The sequence below is a fragment of the Pseudomonas sp. 5.2 genome, assembly GCF_059025405.1.
Genome location: NZ_JBYBHH010000012.1, coordinates 20,029 through 37,025, shown reverse-complemented (window position 1 = coordinate 37,025; position 16,997 = coordinate 20,029). Strand labels below are relative to the sequence as shown.

The following is a 16,997-nucleotide window of genomic DNA, read 5'->3' as shown; positions in this document are numbered from 1 at the left end:
CAGAACTGTGCAGTGCTCAAGGCCTGCGTTTTCCTGTGGGAGCAGCTGTCTTGTGGTGCTTGTGCCGGCCTCATCGCTGGCAAGCCAGCTCCCACAGGTGCGGCGCTAGGCTTTGAGGCTACACAGTTCGGGTGGGAGCCGGCTTGCCGGCGATAGGGCAGGACAGGATTACACCGGGTCCGCGTGCACCATCACATCCGCCTGTGGATAACGCTGGCGAATCACCTCCGATGCCGCCACGCACAGACTGTGCGCTTCATGCAGCGCCAGCTCGCCCGGCAACTCCAGGTGCAACTGCACGAACCACTGGTTGCCCGAAACCCGAGTACGCACATCATGCACCCCCTTCACGCCAGGGATGGCCAGCACCAGGTCGGACATCGCCTCGCCCACATCGCCCGGCAGCTCCTTGTCCATCAGGATGGCGGTGCTCTCCCGCGCGATCTGCAGCGCGCTCCAGAGAATGTAGAAGGCAATGCCCAAGCCGAACAGGGCATCCAGTTGCGACCAGCCAAATTGAGTCAGCAGCAACGCCAGCAAGATGCTGCCGTTCAGCAGCAGGTCTGAGCGGTAGTGCAGGGAGTCAGCCCGCACCGCAGTGGAGCCGGTCAGGCGTATGACCTTGTGCTGCAACGCCAGCAAGGCAACGGTCAAAGCCAGTGAAAGCAGCATGACCGCGATGCCGACGCCCGTGTCACCCAAGGGTTGTGGGGTTTGCAGGCGTTCGACCGCCTGTACCCCGATCAGCACCGCGCTGACTGCGATGAACAGCGCCTGGGCCATACCCGCCAAGGCCTCGGCCTTGCCGTGGCCAAACCGATGGTCGTCATCGGCCGGGCGCAGGGCGTAATGCACGGCGAGCAAGTTGAGAAACGAGGCGACGGCGTCCAGTGCCGAATCGGTCAACCCGGCCAACAGGCTGACCGAGCCGCTCAGCCACCAGGCCAGCGCCTTGCTCACGACCAGGATGCTGGCCACCGCCAGTGACGCGCGGGTGGCCAGGCGCAGCAGGCGCTGGTGTTCAGCCGGGGTGATCATGCCGGGGCGATGTCCTTGTCTGGGTCAGGCAGCCGGTACCAGCTGGTAGGCGGCCAGTTGCTCGACGCTGCCACGGTGCTGGATCAGCCGTGGGTCGTTCAGCGGCAGGCGCTGGCCCAGTTCGCTTTCAAGAATGGCCTGCAGCTTGAGGTTGTCGACCTTGCCGTCCGGGCTTACCGCTTCGCGCAGTTTCTCTGGGGCGACCTGGGCCGTGCGGCCACCTGGGTAGTAGATGGCGCCGGTGGCAAAGTCGATGCCGAAGGCGATCAGCCCGGGGATCACGTAGAAGAGAATGCCGATGGCATCCATGGCGGCGACCACGGGGTCGATCTTGCCGTCGATCTGGCCGCGGCGGTCTGGGTAGAACAGCGTGCCGCAGGCCGTCAGCTGGGTCAGCAAGGTGACGATGAGGGCGCCGCCGATGACACGGGATGGGATACGCATGTAAATCTCCGAAAAGGTATTCAGCAGGGCAAGCGAAGCGCCAGCACCTGATGCTAAGACCATGATAGAGCAGGCTGGGTTCGCCGTTATACTCGCCCGACTGTTCGAGGACCACCATGATTTCATTACCGATCGATACTGTTTTGCCCGCCTTGCGCCAGGCCCTGGAAAACCGCGACGAAGCCGTGCTCGAAGCACCGCCCGGCGCCGGCAAGACCACCCGTGTGCCCTGGGCATTGCTGGACGCGCCGTGGCTGGCTGGGCAAACCATCGTGATGCTCGAACCACGCCGCTTGGCCGCCCGCGCGGCGGCCGAAAGGCTGGCCAGCGAGCTGGGTGAAAAGGTCGGGGAGACCGTGGGCTATCGTATTCGCCTGGACAGTAAGGTCGGGCCGAAGACCCGTATCGAGGTGGTCACCGAGGGTATCCTCACACGCCGCTTGCAGGCAGACCCTGCGCTGGATGGCGTGGGGCTGTTGATCTTCGACGAGTTCCACGAACGCAGCCTGGACGCTGACCTGGCCCTGGCCTTGAGCCTCAATGGGCGTGAACTGCTACGTGACGAACCGCCCCTGAAAATCTTGCTGATGTCGGCGACGCTGGAGGGCGAGCGGCTGTCGCGGCTGCTCGACGATGCGCCGGTGGTCAGCAGCGAAGGCCGCATGTACCCGGTGGATATCCGCTGGGGTCGGCCGTTCCAGCCGGGCGAGTTCATCGAGCCGCGCGTCGTCGAGTGCGTGCTCCATGCGCTGGCGGACCAGACCGGCAGCGTGCTGGTGTTCCTGCCTGGCCAGGCCGAAATCCGCCGCGTTCATCAGAGCCTTCAGGACATGCTGGGCGAACGTTCCGACATCCTGCTTTGCCCATTGCACGGCGAGCTCGACCTCAATGCCCAGCGTGCGGCGATCGACCCAGCCCCTGCCGGCAAGCGCAAAGTGGTGCTGGCCACCAACATCGCCGAAACCAGCCTGACCATCGACGGCGTGCGCGTGGTGGTTGATGCCGGCTTGGCACGGGTGCCGCGCTTCGACCCCGGCAGCGGCATGACGCGGCTCGACACCCAGCGTATCTCTCGCGCCAGCGCCACCCAGCGCGCCGGCCGGGCTGGCCGCCTGGAGCCGGGGGTGTGCTACCGGCTGTGGTCCGAGGCCCAGCATGACCAGTTGGCGGCGCATGGCAGCGCAGAAATCCTCCAGGCCGACCTCGCCGGCCTGGCCTTGCAACTGGCCCGGTGGGGCGTCACGCCTGATCAACTGCGCTGGCTGGACCAGCCGCCCGCGGCGGCGTTCTCCCAGGCCCAGGACCTGTTGGCACGGCTCAGTGCCTTCAAGGCGGGCAGCCGCGACAACCTCAGCGAGCACGGCCAGGCCATGGCCGAACTGCCGGCCCACCCACGTATCGCCCATTTGCTGCTGCGCGGGCAGGGGCTGGGCTTGGCGGCCATGGCCTGTGATGTCGCGGCCTTGTTGGGTGAGCGTGATATCCAGCGCGGGGGTGGCGCCGACCTGCACAGCCGGCTGGCGCTGATCAGCGGTGAAAGCAAAACAGCCCGAGGCGGGCAGGGCGGCGTGCAGCGTGCGCGGCAGCTGGCCCGCCAGTACCGGGGGCTGCTGCGTGGCAAGGCGGGCGCTGGGGTTGCCGACCCTGATCATCCACGCTGGTTGGGCGCACTGTTGGCGCTGGCTTACCCAGACCGGGTTGCCCAGCAGCGCCGCGAGGGCGGTGCCGAGTATCGCCTGGCCAATGGCCGCGCGGCCCTGTTCGCCGAGGTCGATGCCTTGATGAAATGCCCCTGGCTGGTGGTTGCTGACCTGGGCAGCCGCCAAGGCCAGCGGGAAGAACGCATTTACCTGGCGGCCGAGTTCGACCCCGCACTGCTGGACGACGTGCTGGCCGAGCAGGTCGAGCGTATTGATATCCTCGACTGGGACGACCGCGAGCAGGTGCTGCGCGCCGAGCGCCAGACCAAGGTCGGCGAACTGGTGCTCAGCCGCGAGCCGTTGCCTGGCCTGGACGACGACGCCCGCGCCAGAGCCCTGCTCGGCCTGGTACGGCGTAAAGGCTTGAACCTGCTGACCTGGACACCCGAGTTGCGCCAGTGGCAGGCGCGGGTGGCGTTGTTACGTCAGCTGGACCTGGACAAGGCCGGGCAAAGTGAGTGGCCAGATTTGAGCGACGAAGCCCTGCTGGCGACCCTGGAAGGCTGGCTGCAACCCTACCTGAGCAAAGTGTCCCGCTTAAGCCATTTTGCCGCGTTGGACCTGTCGTCGATGCTGGGCAACCTGTTGCCATGGCCTTTGCCGCAGCGCCTCGACGAATGGGCGCCGGCGCACTTGGCCGTGCCGTCCGGCTCGCACATCCGGCTGGACTACAGTGAAAACCCGCCCATCCTCGCCGTGCGCCTGCAGGAGCTGTTTGGCCTGGCAGACACGCCACGCATCGCCCAAGGGCGACAGCAGGTCAAATTGCACCTGCTATCGCCAGCACGCCGGCCCGTTCAAGTGACCCAGGACCTGGCCAACTTCTGGCGCACGACCTATACCGAGGTGAAGAAGGACCTCAAGGGCCGGTATCCCAAGCACTATTGGCCGGATGACCCGCTGGTGGCCGAAGCCACGGCGCGGGCCAAACCGCGGGGTACCTGAGGGTTTAATGGATACTGCGTTCAAGCCGTCTGTTTGAGCAGGAAGGTCACGACCGTGCCTTGCTCGACATTGAGCAATGCAATCCAGTCGCCACTGAAGTGCGGATCATCTTGGAGTGCGCCAACCCTGTGGCCCTTGTGGTCTCGCAGGTAGCAAGCAAGGCCTTCATCGGTCAGTTGCAGCGGTTCGATTTTCCAGAAATCTGTCACTTCGGCGTTCCAGTAAAACCCCAGGTAGCCATTGCGGCTAATGCCCAGTTTTTTGGTGCGTGGGTTACCCGGAATGCTGATGTGATAATGCAGTCGATCTTCGGTCCGGGAGTCGAAATGGAAGCCCATGACTGGCGAATCCTTTGGTCCGCCAGCTTGCAGCCAGTCATCTTCCGGGGTGATGCCCCAGCTGAACTTGTCAGTGCTGCGGCTTAACCGCAGCGGAATATCGCGCCCGACTGCCCGTATATACAGTTTGCCGCGAAATGACTTGGCGTAGCCCGCCTGGATGTCTTCGTCCATGGTGCTTTCTCGGGTTCAATTGAGGAAGCACGCACGTTAGACAGGGATGGCAGGCACGCGCAGCGTGAAACGGTGCTCGGGTAAACAGACTGAAAGTTCTGCCTGTCGCTTAGGTGTGAACCCGCGTAAGGCGGAAAATGGATTCTTTACCCTCAAGCACTCTCAGGTAAGAAAAGTTAGGTGCGGTCACTTTGGGATTGTGGTGGAGCCTAACCGAATGGCCTTGATGGTCGCGCCAACGGCATATCAAGCTGTCGTCGCTCCAATGCAGCGGTTCAAGCTTGAAGGGGTCGGACACGCTGGCGTATTGGTACAGCCCCAGATAACCGTTGCGGCTGATCCCCATCGTTTTGTCGTGGTCCGCTCCACTGCCGGTGATCATGAAGTGCAGGCGATTCGACGTTTTCGAGTGAAACAGAAAACGAAAGACGCTGGCAGGCTGCTGATGGCCAGCAATCACCCAATCACTTTGGCCGCTTATCACCTTCTGATCGGCGTCTTTGAACAGGCTGAGGTAGACGGATTTTAACGTCTCTTGCGCTACGTTTTCGAGCGGGGTTGCCGAGTCGAGTACCTGGAACGTGCCGAGGAAAATTTCGGCCTGTCTGCCCAGTGGATGTTAGCCGTGGTAGTGGACATGAAGGCTCCGTATTGGAAGGTCGGGAGCCACCACGGTCACTGATGTTCGACAATGCTGGCAGCCTGCAGGTTTTCCACGGAGCCCGCTTTGTGCGAGGTGCCTGGCATCAGGCGCCGGCATCAGCCTCCAGCAGCGTGAACAGGCGGTACAGCACCACGGTGCTGAACAGCTGCAAGAAGCCGCTGAGGCTGTCCATGGCCAGTTCCATGCCGGGGGACGGCGCTGGGAAGGCCATCAGCAGCAGCCCGTCGATCAGCCAGATCGGCGCCAGCACCGCCAGCACGCAAATCATGATGCGCAGGAAGTTGCCGGTGGTCATCCGTGCACTTTCGCGCATCGACTGCACCACCGGCAGGCCCCGCAGTACCAGCAGGTACTCGGCGAACACCAGGTTGATCATGATCCACACGCCCGGGAAGATGAACAACGCCAGGCCGGCCATGATCAGCAGGGAGCTGATGAGAATCAGCAGGGCCAGCTGCGGCCACAGTTGCACGGCCCGGGCAAACAGGTCGCGCTTGGCGATCTCCTGGCCATTGCTGCGGGTGTCGAGGTAAAGGATCAGCGCCGCGCTGTACAGCGGGTACAACAGCAAGCTGACCAGCATGCCGTAGGCCGGCGACGCCTGGTCGCCCATTTGCCGGTACAGCAGCTGGGTGAGCAAGGCTTCGAGCACCACCAGCGGCAGGCACAGCGGGAGGATGTTCGGCAGGTGGCGGCGGAAGAAGTACAGGGAGTCGCGCAGAACGCTCAGCGGATTCATCGGTCAACATCGCATGGCAGTAAAAGCAGGGGTGTACTTTAGCCCAAAGCAGGCGTGTAGCTGTCACTTGCTGAAAAAAGTTTCACCGCCGAGGTGATTGAATCCAGTGCCTGAACGCCCCATCTTTGACGCTGTCCGTTGTCCCGCTTCCCCATGAGGTAGCTTCATGAACACTGAAGAACAAACCCTGATCGATAGCCTGTTCGGCCGCATCAAGCAAGCGGAAGACCCGAGCCAGCCGCGCGACGCGCAGGCCCAGGCGTGCATCGAGGCACATGTGCGCCAGCAGCCGGCAGCGCCTTACTACATGGCCCAGGCGATCCTCGTTCAAGAAGCCGCGATCAAGCGCCTTGACGAGCAGAACAAGCAACTGGAGGCGGAGCTCCAGCAAGCTCGCGCACAGGTAGAAGCCAGCCGCGCCGGTAGCAGCACCCCGAGCAACGGTGGCGGTGGTTTTCTGTCGAGCATCTTTGGTTCGGGGGGGCGTAACACGCCACCGGCCGTGCAACCGCAGCGCCCCTCGGCGCCCGTTGCTGGCGGGGGTGGCTGGCGTGAACCGTCGGCGCCGGGCTTCAGCCCGCAGCAACCGCAGCAACAGCAGCAAGCTGGCTTCGGCGCAGCGCCAGCGCGAGGGGGCGCCAGCAGCTTCCTCGGCGGTGCGATGCAGACCGCTGCCGGCGTGGCCGGCGGGGTGTTGCTGGCCCAAGGGATCAGCAGCCTGTTCAACCACAACTCGCAGCCAGAGGAAGTGGTGGAAGTGATCAAGGAAGAGCCGACACCGGCCAGCGACACCGGCGGCTGGAACGACCAGGGCGGGCAGCAGCAGGTGGCCGACAACGGCGGTTGGGGCAATGACCAGGGTGGTTACGCCGATACCGATTACGGCGGTGGTGACGGCGGGTTCTTCTCCGACGACGATTCCTACGTCTGACGGGTCTGGCATACTGCTGGCATTTGGGGCTGCACGGCAGCCCCGGTTCCATCAGACCATGAGGTTCCCGTGAAAAAGATCGCGTTGTTCGCCGACGTGCAGAACCTCTACTACACCGTGCGCCAGGCGCATGGCTGCCATTTCAACTACGCCGCGTTGTGGGCCGAGGTCAGCCGTGAAGGGCAGATCGTCGAAGCCGTGGCCTATGCCATCGACCGCGGTGACAGCAAGCAACAGCAGTTTCAGCAGATCTTGCGCAACCTCGGGTTCGAGGTACGCCTTAAACCGTACATCCAGCGCAGTGACGGCTCGGCCAAAGGTGACTGGGATGTGGGCATTACCCTGGATGTGATCGACGCCGCCAGCCGCGTGGACCAGGTGGTGTTGGCCTCCGGTGATGGCGACTTCGATTTGTTGCTGGAGCGGGTTATCCAGCGCCATGGTGCCGAAGCGGTGGTGTATGGCGTGCCTGGGCTTACGGCTATGTCATTGATCCGTGCTGCTAGCCGTTATGTGCCTATTGAGGGGCGGTTGTTGTTGCGGCATTGAGCGCGGGGTTGGGGCGCGAGGTGGAGGGGTGTTGATGGCGTCAGGGCGAAGAGGGGCATGGCGTTAGGTTTTCAGCGCCTGGGAGATCGAGCGCCGCCCGCGCGGCGCATCGCGAGCAACGCTCGCTCCTACGTCTGTTTCGGGCCAGTCACGCCTGTGGAAGCTGCGCGCGAGCGCCTTGTTTGTTCGACGCGATATCGCGCCATGCGCCAAAGGCGGTCGCGCGCATATGCCCCAGGAATAATTGGCCCGAAACAAACGTAGGAGCGAGCGTTGCTCGCGATGCGCCGCGCGGGCGGCGCTCGATCTCAAACGCCCCAAAAACCTCAAGCCAACCCCCCGGGCCAACACACAACCTCAACGCACCCCCACCAAGTGTGTCGCTCATTTATTCCGGTTTTGTAACTTAAGTTTACGCAGTGACCTTTCTAAACTAAGTCACCCGTAAACGGATTTCGAGTACTTAGCCATGCCTGCCTCCCGCCGCTTCCCACTCCTGCTCATCGGTGCCTTCATGGCCCTGTACCTGGTCTGGGGGTCCACCTACCTGTTCATTCGCATCGGCGTCGAATCGTGGCCACCGATGCTCATGGCAGGCGTGCGCTTTCTGATCGCCGGGGGCCTGTTGTATGGCTTTCTGCGCTGGCGCGGTGTGCCGGCGCCGACCTGGCCGCAATGGCGGGCCGCAGGGGCAATCGGCTTTCTGTTGCTCAGCTGTGGTAACGGCGGCGTGACCGTGGCCGAACACGCCGGTGTGGCGTCCGGCGTGGCGGCCTTGGCGGTAGCGACGGTGCCGCTGTTCACCCTGGTCTTCGGCCTGCTGTTCGGCCACCGCAACTCGCGGCTCGAATGGGCGGGGATCGGCCTCGGGCTGGCCGGTATCGCACTGCTCAACCTCGGCTCCAACTTGCAGGCAAGCCCGATTGGCGCGGCGCTGATTCTGTTCGCGGCGGCGTCGTGGGCATTCGGTTCGGTATGGAGCAAAAGCTTGCCGCTGCCGCAGGGGCCGATGGCCAGTGCCGCCGAAATGCTGGTGGGCGGTGCCGTGTTGCTGCTGGGCAGTGTGCTGTCGGGCGAGCGCATGACCCAGATGCCCACCGCTGCCGGTTGGGGCGCGCTGGCCTACCTGGTGTTCTTCGGCTCGATCCTGGCGTTCAGTGCCTACATGTACCTGCTCAAGCATGTGCGCCCGGCAGCTGCGACCAGCTATGCCTACGTCAACCCGGCGGTGGCGGTGCTGTTGGGGATCGTCTTCGCCGGCGAACAGATCGGCGCCGAAGAATGCGTGGCCATGGCGGTGATCATTGGCGCAGTGGTGCTGATCGGCCTGCCTCAGTGGCGCAAGGCACCAGCGCCTGCGCAACCGTTGAAGGGCGAAATCTGCAAGTAGGCGGGGGGTTGCGGTAAACTTGCCGCCTTCGCTGAACCCCCTGACGGTATTGCCATGAATTTCGCCAAACTCGGCCTGATCGAACCCTTGCTGCGTACCCTGCAGCAGCTGGACTACACCACCCCGACCCCGGTCCAGGCCCAGGCCATCCCCGCCGTGCTGGCCGGCCGCGACCTGATGGCTGCGGCCCAGACCGGCACCGGCAAGACCGCAGGCTTTGCCCTGCCGGTGCTGCAGCGCCTGGCGCTGGAAGGTGAGAAGGTTGCCAGCAACTCGATCCGCGCGCTGGTGCTGGTACCGACCCGCGAGCTGGCCGAGCAGGTGCACAACAATGTGCGCGAGTATGCCGAGAACCTGCCGCTGAGCACCTATGCGGTGTACGGTGGGGTGAGCATCAACCCGCAGATGATGCGCCTGCGCCGTGGCGTCGACCTCTTGGTGGCCACCCCGGGCCGCTTGCTCGACCTGTTCCGGCAGAACGCGGTGAAGTTCAACCAGGTGCAGACCCTGGTGCTCGACGAAGCCGACCGCATGCTCGACCTGGGCTTTGCCGAAGAGTTGCAGTCGGTGTACGCCGCACTGCCGCGCAAGCGCCAGACCTTGCTGTTTTCCGCGACCTTCTCGGACCAGATCCGGGTCCTCGCCGGCCTGGCCCTGAACGACCCGCTGAGCATTGAAGTGAGCCCCCGCAATGCCGCCGCCAACACGGTCAAACAGTGGCTGGTGCCTGTGGACAAAAAGCGCAAGGCCGACCTGTTCTGCCATTTGCTGCGCAAGCAGCGCTGGAGCCAGGTGCTGGTGTTTGCCAAGACCCGCAACGGTGTCGACCAGTTGGTGGAGCGCTTGTTGAGCGAGGGTATCAACGCCGACGGCATCCATGGCGATCGCCCGCAGGCCACGCGCCAGCGTGCGCTGGATACCTTCAAGGCCCGTGAGATCCAGGTGTTGGTGGCGACCGATGTTGCCGCGCGTGGGCTGGATATCGACGACCTGCCGCTGGTGGTCAACCTCGACCTGCCGATCGTCGCCGAAGACTATGTGCACCGCATTGGCCGCACTGGCCGCGCCGGCAACAAAGGGGAGGCGATTTCGCTGGTGTGTGCCGACGAAGTGCAGATGCTGGCGTCGATCGAGACATTGATCCGCCAGACCTTGCCGCGGCATGAAGAGCCGGACTTTATCCCAGAGCACCGCGTGCCGATGACCGATGCCAGTGGCCAGGTGATCAAGAAGCCGAAAAAGCCTAAAAAGCCTAAAGAGAGCAGCGCGAAGCGTGGTTTGGGGCGCTGGATGGACAGTGCCGAGGCTGCGAGCCCGGCACCGTCAGTGAAAGCGGTGCGTAAGGTGCCGAGCTTCAATGGTGGGCCGCGTAAGCGTAAGCCTTGATATCGCCGGGGGGCCGTAGATTTAATTGATTTTGCAGGGGCCGTGTGGGAGCGGGCTTGCCCCGCGAACACCGGCGAAGCCGGTGCCATGCACTGCGTGGCCTCATTCGCGGGGCAAGCCCGCTCCCACAAAGTTGGGCGGCAGCTACCTGTCAGGCAGCCCCGCCACCCATTGCGCCGCCGCCCGCCCGGCGCGCAGCCCGCTGGCAAAACACGCCGTCAGCAAATACCCCCCGGTCGGCGCCTCCCAGTCCAGCATCTCGCCGGCACAGAACACCCCCGGCAATGCCTTGACCATCAACCCCTCGCTCAGCCCCTCGAAACGCACCCCGCCAGCACTGCTGATGGCCTCATCCAGCGGCCGGGTACGCACCACGGTGATCGGCAACGCCTTGATGGCCCGCGCCAACGCCTGTGGATCGGCGAACGTGGCCTGATCGGTCAGCTCCCGTAACAATGCCGCCTTGACCCCATCGATGCCCAACTGGCTGTGCAGGTGCTTGGCCATGGAGCGCGAGCCGCGTGGCTTGGCCAATGCCTGGGCGATGTTATCCACAGCCTTGCCCGGCAGCAGGTCGAGCAGCAGCACACCCCGGCCGTCACGCTTGATGGCCTCACGCACCGGCGCCGACCAGGCATACACCAGGCTGCCTTCGACACCTTGTGCAGTGAGGATGAACTCACCTTTGCGCGGCAGGCTGCCGGGCACGCTCAGGGCAATGTTCTTCAGCGGTGCGCCGGCAAACTTGTCTTTAAGCAAGGTGCTCCAGCCTTCGACCTCAAACCCACAGTTGCTCGGCTGCAAGGGTGAGATATCCACAGCCCGCTCAGCCAGCAGCGGCTGCCACGCACCGTCCGAACCCAAGCGCGCCCAGCTACCCCCACCCAGTGCGAGCACCACAGCGGCCGCGTGTACCTGGCGTTCACCCTGTGGATAAGCGATCCGCAGGCTGCCATCGTCATGCCAACCCAGCCAGCGATGGCGGGTGTGGATAACTACACCGCTGTCGCGCAGGCGCTTGAGCCAGGCGCGCAGCAAGGGCGCGGCCTTCATGTCGCGCGGGAAGACCCGGCCCGAGGTACCGACGAAGGTTTCGATGCCCAGGCCATGAATCCACTGGCGCAGCGCGTCGGCATCGAAGCCGCGCAGCAGGCCGTCAATCTCGCCTTGGCGTTCGGCATAGCGCGCGACAAAGGCTGGGTAAGGCTCGGAATGGGTGATGTTCATGCCGCCGACACCTGCCAGCAGGAACTTGCGGCCGACCGAGGGCATGGCATCGAACACCTCGACCGCCAAGCCCGCCTGGGCCAGCGCTTCGGCAGCCATCAGGCCGGCGGGGCCGCCACCGATGACGGCGACAAGGGGAGGGGTGCAGTGGTGTAGATCGGGCATGGGGGCGGCAGGCTGTGGAAAAGAGCGCGCATTCTAGCGCAGGCCGGTAGGCGGAAGCACTGATCAAAAAACGATCAATACTCTGCAGGTGGCGCAGCTAAAGGGCTGCAGCCGCTTTCCAGCAGCTTATCCACAGGCGGTTCCACAGTCATTGTGAACAACCTATGACTCGCGCCGCGCTGTGGTGCAGGATGCCGTGGCGCCGTGCCAGAGCTACGCGGTCCTTGCTGTAGCCGCCACCGATCACGCCCACCACCGGGATGTCGCGGCCCAGGCACTGGCGCATCACCAACTCGTCGCGTGCCGCCAGGCCCTCATCGGTCAACTGCAGGTAGCCCAGGGCATCGTCCTTGTGCACATCGACGCCGGCGTCGTACAGCACCAGGTCTGGCTGGTAGAGCGGCAACAGGTAGTTGAGGGCGTCATCCACCACCTTGAGGTAGGCCGCGTCGCCCATGCCACGGGGCAGGGGGATGTCCCAGTCGCTCTGGGCCTTGCGGGCCGGGAAGTTTTGTTCACAGTGCAGGGACACGGTAATTGCATCGGGGGTGTCGTGCAGAATTCGCGCGGTGCCGTCGCCCTGGTGCACGTCGCAGTCGAAGATCAGCACCCGGTGCACCCGCCCGGCTTCCAGCAGGTAGCGGCTGATCACGGCCAGGTCGTTGAAGATGCAAAAGCCTGCAGGGTGGTCGTAATGGGCGTGGTGGGTGCCGCCGGCCAAGTGGCAGGCGATGCCGTGCTGCAGGGCCAGCTCGGCGCTCAGCAGCGAACCGCCCACGGCGCGCACGGTGCGCCGGGCCAGCGCCTCGCTCCAGGGCAGGCCGAGGCGACGCTGGTCCTCGCGGGACAGGTCGCCGCTCATGTAGCGTTCGATGTAGCTTCGGTCGTGGGCCAGGGCAAGGATGTCGTTGGGACAGATTTGCGGGCGCAACAGGTCCTGGTCACGGGTCAGGCCGCTGTCGACCAGGTGGTCGCGCAGCAAGCGAAACTTGTCCATCGGGAAGCGGTGCTCGGCGGGGAACTCCGGGCTGTAGTCATCGTGGTAGATCAGCGGCAACGGCATGGTCGGTTCGCAATCGGGGCCAGTGCTGATCTTGCCAGTTGTGGGGCGCCGCGCAACCGGCTTGTTGCATTAGCCTTTCATTTGCCGGTGCTGGCCAGTACCCGCTGCCAATCCGGCTCGTTCAAGCGCCCGAGAATCCGCGCCTTGCCGTTGCCGTCGACCGACACGAACAGCGCACTGGCATAGCCGCTTTCCCGTTCCCCACCGACTACACGCTGCTGGCGCTGGAAGTGGTCGATGCAACCATTGTGGGTGACCAAGACCAGATTGTGACCAGGGCGTTTGCGCGCCAGGGCTTCATCGGCGAACTGGTTGTCGCAGCTCTCCAGCCAGGCAGCGCTCGGCACGGCCTGGCCCAGAATGAAGTGCGCGGTCTGGCGAGTACGTACTTTGGGGCTGCTCAGCACATCGACATTGCTTAAGCCCAGCGTGTGCAAACCCTGGCCGACGCGGGTGGCCGCCTGGGTGCCGGCCACGGTGATGCCGGTGGGGTCGTCCAGGCAGGGCCCGGGTGCGCTGTCGCAGCGTTCGGCATGGCGGATCATCACGATCACTGCGCCTTCGGCCCAATCCTGCAGCAGGCCGCTGTCACTCAACTGTTGCTCGTTGCCAAGGTCCACGATGTGCGTCCTCGTTGCCAGCCAGGTGGTCAACGCCGCCACGACCATGCACAGGCCCAAAGCGGCACCGAGGGCCTTGCGTGACAAACGTCGCTTGCGCCGGGCGTGGATGGCAGGGTGGCCCAGGGTATTGCTCGATAGCATGCGTGACTCCGATGGCATGGCCGCGCCGGGTGTGGTCGTGGCTGGCGACATTCTGGTGAGCGGCCTGTCGGGTAGCGGTGAAGGCGTTGTGAAAATTGCATTCAGGTGCTGCCGCTTGAGTGAAACCGTCGCCCGCGCCTACGCTGTAAACTGCAAGACAGCAAAACCGGAGCACGCCCGATGACCCCAATTCTTCACCTGGAAAGCGCACGGCTGGTGCTGCGGCAATGGCACGACGACGACCTGCGCGAGTTCGCCGCGCTGTGCGCCGACCCGCACGTGATGCAGTATTTTCCGGCACCCCTGACGCGCCTGGAGGCGGCCGCGCTGATTGGTCGAATCCGTGGCCATTTCAATGAGCATGGGTTTGGCCTGTGGGCGCTGGAGCGCAAAGACAGCGGCGCCTTCATCGGCATGACCGGGCTGCTGAACGTCAGCTTCGATGCCGAATTTGCGCCCGCGGTAGAAATCGGCTGGCGCCTGGCGCGTCGCCACTGGGGCTTGGGGTTTGCCAGTGAAGCGGCCTGGACCTGCCTGCGTTGTGCCTTCGCCCAATTGCGCCTGGACGAGGTGGTGTCGTTCACTAGTGAGAGCAACTTGCCCTCGCAAAAGGTGATGCAGGCCATCGGCATGCAGCAGGACCTGAGCGGCAGTTTCGAACACCCGCGCCTGCCTGCCGGCCACCCGTTGCGCCCTCATGTGCTGTACCGCATCGACCGCGCACACTGGGAGCAGACCCTGCGCGGCTGAATGGATGGGCATGCGCGGTGCGAATGACAAACCCTGTATCATTCGCCTTCATGAAAGCGCTGTAGAGCCGTGTTGCCTTGCTAGGAGAACCCCCGATGAGTCATGTGTTGGACGACCTGGTCGACCTGTTGAGCCTCGAGTCCATCGAGGAGAACCTGTTCCGTGGACGCAGCCAGGACCTGGGCTTCCGCCAGTTGTACGGCGGGCAAGTGCTGGGCCAGTCATTGTCGGCGGCGAGCCAGACGGTCGAAGATGCGCGCCATGTGCATTCGCTGCACGGTTACTTTCTGCGCCCTGGCGATGCCAGTTTGCCGGTGGTCTATTCGGTGGACCGCGTGCGTGACGGCGGCAGCTTCAGCACCCGGCGGGTGACGGCAATCCAGAAGGGCCACACCATCTTCACCTGCAGCGCGTCGTTCCAGTACGACGAAGAGGGCTTCGAGCACCAGGCGCAAATGCCTGATGTGGTCGGCCCGGAAAACCTGCCCAGCGAAGTCGAACTGGCCAGTGCCATGGCCGAGCACCTGCCAGAGCGCATCCGCGACAAAGTGCTGTGCGCCAAGCCGATCGAGATCCGCCCGGTGACCGAGCGTGACCCGTTCAACCCCAAGCCCGGCGACCCGGTTAAGTACGCCTGGTTCCGTGCCGACGGCAACCTGCCGGACGTGCCTGCGCTGCACAAGTACCTGCTGGCTTACGCCTCGGACTTCGGCCTGCTGACCACCGCCTTGCTGCCCCATGGCAAATCGGTGTGGCAGCGCGACATGCAGATCGCCAGCCTCGATCATTCGCTGTGGTTCCATGGCAACCTGCGCGCCGACGAGTGGTTGCTGTACGCCACCGACAGCCCGTGGGCCGGCAATGCCCGTGGCTTCTGCCGTGGCAGCATCTTCAACCAGGCCGGGCAACTGGTGGCGTCGTCGAGCCAGGAAGGCCTGATTCGCCATCGCAAGGACTGGGCATGAGCCTGGGCGAGGTACGCAACTGGGTGTTCGACATGGACGGCACCCTGACCGTGGCGGTGCATGACTTTGCGGCGATTCGCGAAGCGCTGGAGATACCGCCTGAAGACGACATCCTGACCCACCTGGCCGCCTTGCCGGCGGCGCAAGCGGCGGCCAAGCACGCCTGGCTGCTGGAGCATGAACGCGACCTGGCGCTGGCGTCGACGGCCGCGACGGGGGCGGTGGAGCTGGTGCGCGAACTGGCCGGGCGTGGTTGCCGGCTGGCGATCCTGACCCGCAATGCCCGGGAGTTGGCGCATGTCACCCTGGAGGCCATCGGTCTGGCCGACTGCTTCCCGGTGGAGCATGTGCTTGGCCGTGATGAGGCCGAACCCAAGCCTAGCCCGGATGGCCTGCTGAAGATTGCAGAGGCGTGGGGTGTGGCGCCCAGCGAACTGGTGATGGTGGGTGACTATCGCTTTGACCTGGATTGTGGGCGTGCGGCCGGGGCGCGTACCGTATTGGTCAACTTGCCGGATAACCCGTGGCCGCATCTGGTGGATTGGCATGCGGCGGATTGCCGAGCGTTGCGCGCGATGCTTGGCTGATTTTTTGTTGGCCGTGCGGGCCTCTTCGCGGGTAAACCCGCTCCCACACGGGAGGAGGCAGCCTGCACTGGCTATGCTGAACCGCAGTTTTTCCCTGAATGGAGACCCAGCCATGAGCAGCAAGGCCATCTACGTCCAACCTGGCGGCGGCTACGACAAAGTCCAGGTCGGCACCTGCGAGGCGCCTGCGCCACAGGCCGGCGAAATCACTGTGCGTCTGCACGCCAGTTCCCTCAACTACCACGACTTCGCCGTGGTCAGCGGCATGTGGGGGCCGAGCGAGCGGCGTATCCCCATGGCCGACGGTGCCGGCGAGGTCACGGCAGTGGGGCCGGGTGTCAGCGAGTTCCAGGTGGGCGACAACGTCGTCAGCACTTTCTTCCCGGACTGGCTCGACGGCCAGGCCAATATCGAAGGGTTTGCCCGGGTGCCGGGCGATGGCCTCGACGGCTACGCCCGTGAACAGGTCACTGCCCGCGCCACGGCCTTCACCCTGGCGCCCAAGGGCTACAGCCACGCCGAGGCAGCCACGCTGACCACCGCAGGGCTGACGGCCTGGCGTGCCTTGATGAGCGATGACCACCTCAAGCCCGGCGATACCGTGCTGGTGCAGGGCACGGGCGGGGTGTCGATCTTCGCCTTGCAGTTTGCCAAGCTGGCGGGTGCCACGGTGATCGCGACCTCGTCCAGCGATGCCAAACTCGAGCGCCTCAAGGCCCTCGGCGCCGACCACCTGATCAACTACAAAAGCACCCCGGCCTGGGGTGAGAAGGTGCGTGAGCTGACCCACAACCGCGGGGTCGACCATGTGATCGAAGTGGGCGGGCCGGCGACCCTGGAGCAGTCCATGATTGCCACGCGCATCGGCGGGCATGTGTCGTTGATCGGCATTCTCACCGGGGTAGCGGGGCAGTTGCCGTTGGTTCAGGCACTGGTGCGGCAAATCCGCCTGCAGGGCGTGCTGGTCGGCAGCCGTGCACAGCAGCAGGCGATGGTGCGGGCGATCGATGCCAATGGCCTGCGGCCGGTGGTGGACAAGCACTTCGAACTGGAGCAGATCGTCGACGCGTTCCGCTACCAGGAGAGCAACCGGCATTTCGGCAAGATCTGCCTGACCTGGTAATCGCACCTGTGAGTGCGATTGCCTTGTCCGGCCTCATCGCTGGCAAGCCAGCTCC

At 64.4% G+C, this 16,997-nt stretch carries 17 protein-coding genes; 10 read left to right on the top strand and 7 right to left on the bottom strand.

Going from position 1 to position 16,997, the window contains the following annotated elements; all coding sequences use genetic code 11:
* Nucleotides 1-168 precede the first annotated feature (168 nt).
* A complete protein-coding gene (locus AC5PZ0_RS18430; RefSeq protein ID WP_493855472.1) occupies nt 169-1,038 on the bottom strand; it encodes a cation diffusion facilitator family transporter in 870 nt (289 codons plus the stop codon).
* Nucleotides 1,039-1,062: 24 nt separating this feature from the next.
* A complete protein-coding gene (gene pmcY / locus AC5PZ0_RS18425; protein WP_027592641.1) occupies nt 1,063-1,482 on the bottom strand; it encodes a periplasmic Zn2+ metallochaperone PmcY in 420 nt (139 codons plus the stop codon).
* Between the two features lie 116 nt (nt 1,483-1,598).
* Here pmcY and hrpB point away from each other — a divergent pair, with 116 nt between their 5' ends.
* Nucleotides 1,599-4,127: an ATP-dependent helicase HrpB gene (gene hrpB / locus AC5PZ0_RS18420; RefSeq protein WP_493855471.1), complete on the top strand. Its 2,529-nt coding sequence runs from the start codon at nt 1,599-1,601 to the stop codon at nt 4,125-4,127.
* A gap of 20 nt (nt 4,128-4,147) precedes the next feature.
* Here hrpB and AC5PZ0_RS18415 read toward each other — a convergent pair whose 3' ends face one another.
* On the bottom strand, nt 4,148-4,639 hold the full coding sequence (locus AC5PZ0_RS18415) for a hypothetical protein (RefSeq protein ID WP_493855470.1): 492 nt from the start codon (nt 4,637-4,639) through the stop codon (nt 4,148-4,150).
* A 217-nt stretch (nt 4,640-4,856) separates the two neighbouring features.
* Here AC5PZ0_RS18415 and AC5PZ0_RS18410 point away from each other — a divergent pair, with 217 nt between their 5' ends.
* Complete coding sequence (locus tag AC5PZ0_RS18410; RefSeq protein WP_493855469.1) at nt 4,857-5,168, top strand: hypothetical protein; 312 nt, start codon at nt 4,857-4,859, stop codon at nt 5,166-5,168.
* Between the two features lie 217 nt (nt 5,169-5,385).
* Here the strand turns inward: AC5PZ0_RS18410 and AC5PZ0_RS18405 are convergent, their stop codons facing one another.
* Complete coding sequence (locus AC5PZ0_RS18405) at nt 5,386-6,042, bottom strand: YciC family protein (protein ID WP_085272355.1); 657 nt, start codon at nt 6,040-6,042, stop codon at nt 5,386-5,388.
* 166 nt (nt 6,043-6,208) lie between these two features.
* Between AC5PZ0_RS18405 and AC5PZ0_RS18400 the strand changes: the two genes are divergently transcribed.
* The 4 genes from AC5PZ0_RS18400 to rhlE1 all read left to right on the top strand — a co-directional run bounded on the left by AC5PZ0_RS18400 (nt 6,209) and on the right by rhlE1 (nt 10,298).
* Nucleotides 6,209-6,973: a DUF2076 domain-containing protein gene (locus tag AC5PZ0_RS18400; protein WP_493855468.1), complete on the top strand. Its 765-nt coding sequence runs from the start codon at nt 6,209-6,211 to the stop codon at nt 6,971-6,973.
* A gap of 69 nt (nt 6,974-7,042) precedes the next feature.
* Nucleotides 7,043-7,522 (top strand): LabA-like NYN domain-containing protein, encoded by a 480-nt coding sequence (locus AC5PZ0_RS18395; protein WP_027595082.1) that lies wholly within the window; start codon nt 7,043-7,045, stop codon nt 7,520-7,522.
* Nucleotides 7,523-7,991: 469 nt separating this feature from the next.
* Nucleotides 7,992-8,912, top strand: coding sequence for a drug/metabolite exporter YedA (gene yedA / locus AC5PZ0_RS18390; protein ID WP_085272357.1), 921 nt, complete (start codon nt 7,992-7,994; stop codon nt 8,910-8,912).
* Between the two features lie 54 nt (nt 8,913-8,966).
* Nucleotides 8,967-10,298 (top strand): RNA helicase RhlE1, encoded by a 1,332-nt coding sequence (rhlE1, locus tag AC5PZ0_RS18385; RefSeq protein ID WP_493855467.1) that lies wholly within the window; start codon nt 8,967-8,969, stop codon nt 10,296-10,298.
* A gap of 144 nt (nt 10,299-10,442) precedes the next feature.
* Here the strand turns inward: rhlE1 and AC5PZ0_RS18380 are convergent, their stop codons facing one another.
* From AC5PZ0_RS18380 to pmrG, 3 genes are all read right to left on the bottom strand, one after another.
* On the bottom strand, nt 10,443-11,690 hold the full coding sequence (locus tag AC5PZ0_RS18380; protein ID WP_493855466.1) for a TIGR03862 family flavoprotein: 1,248 nt from the start codon (nt 11,688-11,690) through the stop codon (nt 10,443-10,445).
* A gap of 148 nt (nt 11,691-11,838) precedes the next feature.
* Complete coding sequence (locus tag AC5PZ0_RS18375) at nt 11,839-12,753, bottom strand: histone deacetylase family protein (protein WP_099455374.1); 915 nt, start codon at nt 12,751-12,753, stop codon at nt 11,839-11,841.
* 77 nt (nt 12,754-12,830) lie between these two features.
* Nucleotides 12,831-13,517 (bottom strand): lipopolysaccharide core heptose(II)-phosphate phosphatase PmrG, encoded by a 687-nt coding sequence (pmrG, locus tag AC5PZ0_RS18370; RefSeq protein ID WP_493855465.1) that lies wholly within the window; start codon nt 13,515-13,517, stop codon nt 12,831-12,833.
* Between the two features lie 180 nt (nt 13,518-13,697).
* On the opposite strand from pmrG, the gene AC5PZ0_RS18365 reads away from it, so the two are divergent.
* From AC5PZ0_RS18365 to AC5PZ0_RS18350, 4 genes are all read left to right on the top strand, one after another.
* A complete protein-coding gene (locus AC5PZ0_RS18365) occupies nt 13,698-14,267 on the top strand; it encodes a GNAT family N-acetyltransferase (protein ID WP_493855464.1) in 570 nt (189 codons plus the stop codon).
* A gap of 95 nt (nt 14,268-14,362) precedes the next feature.
* Nucleotides 14,363-15,232, top strand: coding sequence for an acyl-CoA thioesterase II (gene tesB / locus AC5PZ0_RS18360; protein WP_027595074.1), 870 nt, complete (start codon nt 14,363-14,365; stop codon nt 15,230-15,232).
* Nucleotides 15,229-15,819, top strand: coding sequence for an HAD family hydrolase (locus AC5PZ0_RS18355; RefSeq protein ID WP_027595073.1), 591 nt, complete (start codon nt 15,229-15,231; stop codon nt 15,817-15,819). Before tesB ends, AC5PZ0_RS18355 begins: the two co-directional genes overlap by 4 nt.
* A 112-nt stretch (nt 15,820-15,931) precedes the next feature.
* The gene (locus AC5PZ0_RS18350; RefSeq protein ID WP_493855463.1) at nt 15,932-16,942 is read left to right on the top strand and encodes a zinc-dependent alcohol dehydrogenase family protein; all 1,011 of its coding nucleotides are present in this window, start codon (nt 15,932-15,934) and stop codon (nt 16,940-16,942) included.
* Nucleotides 16,943-16,997: the final 55 nt, after the last annotated feature.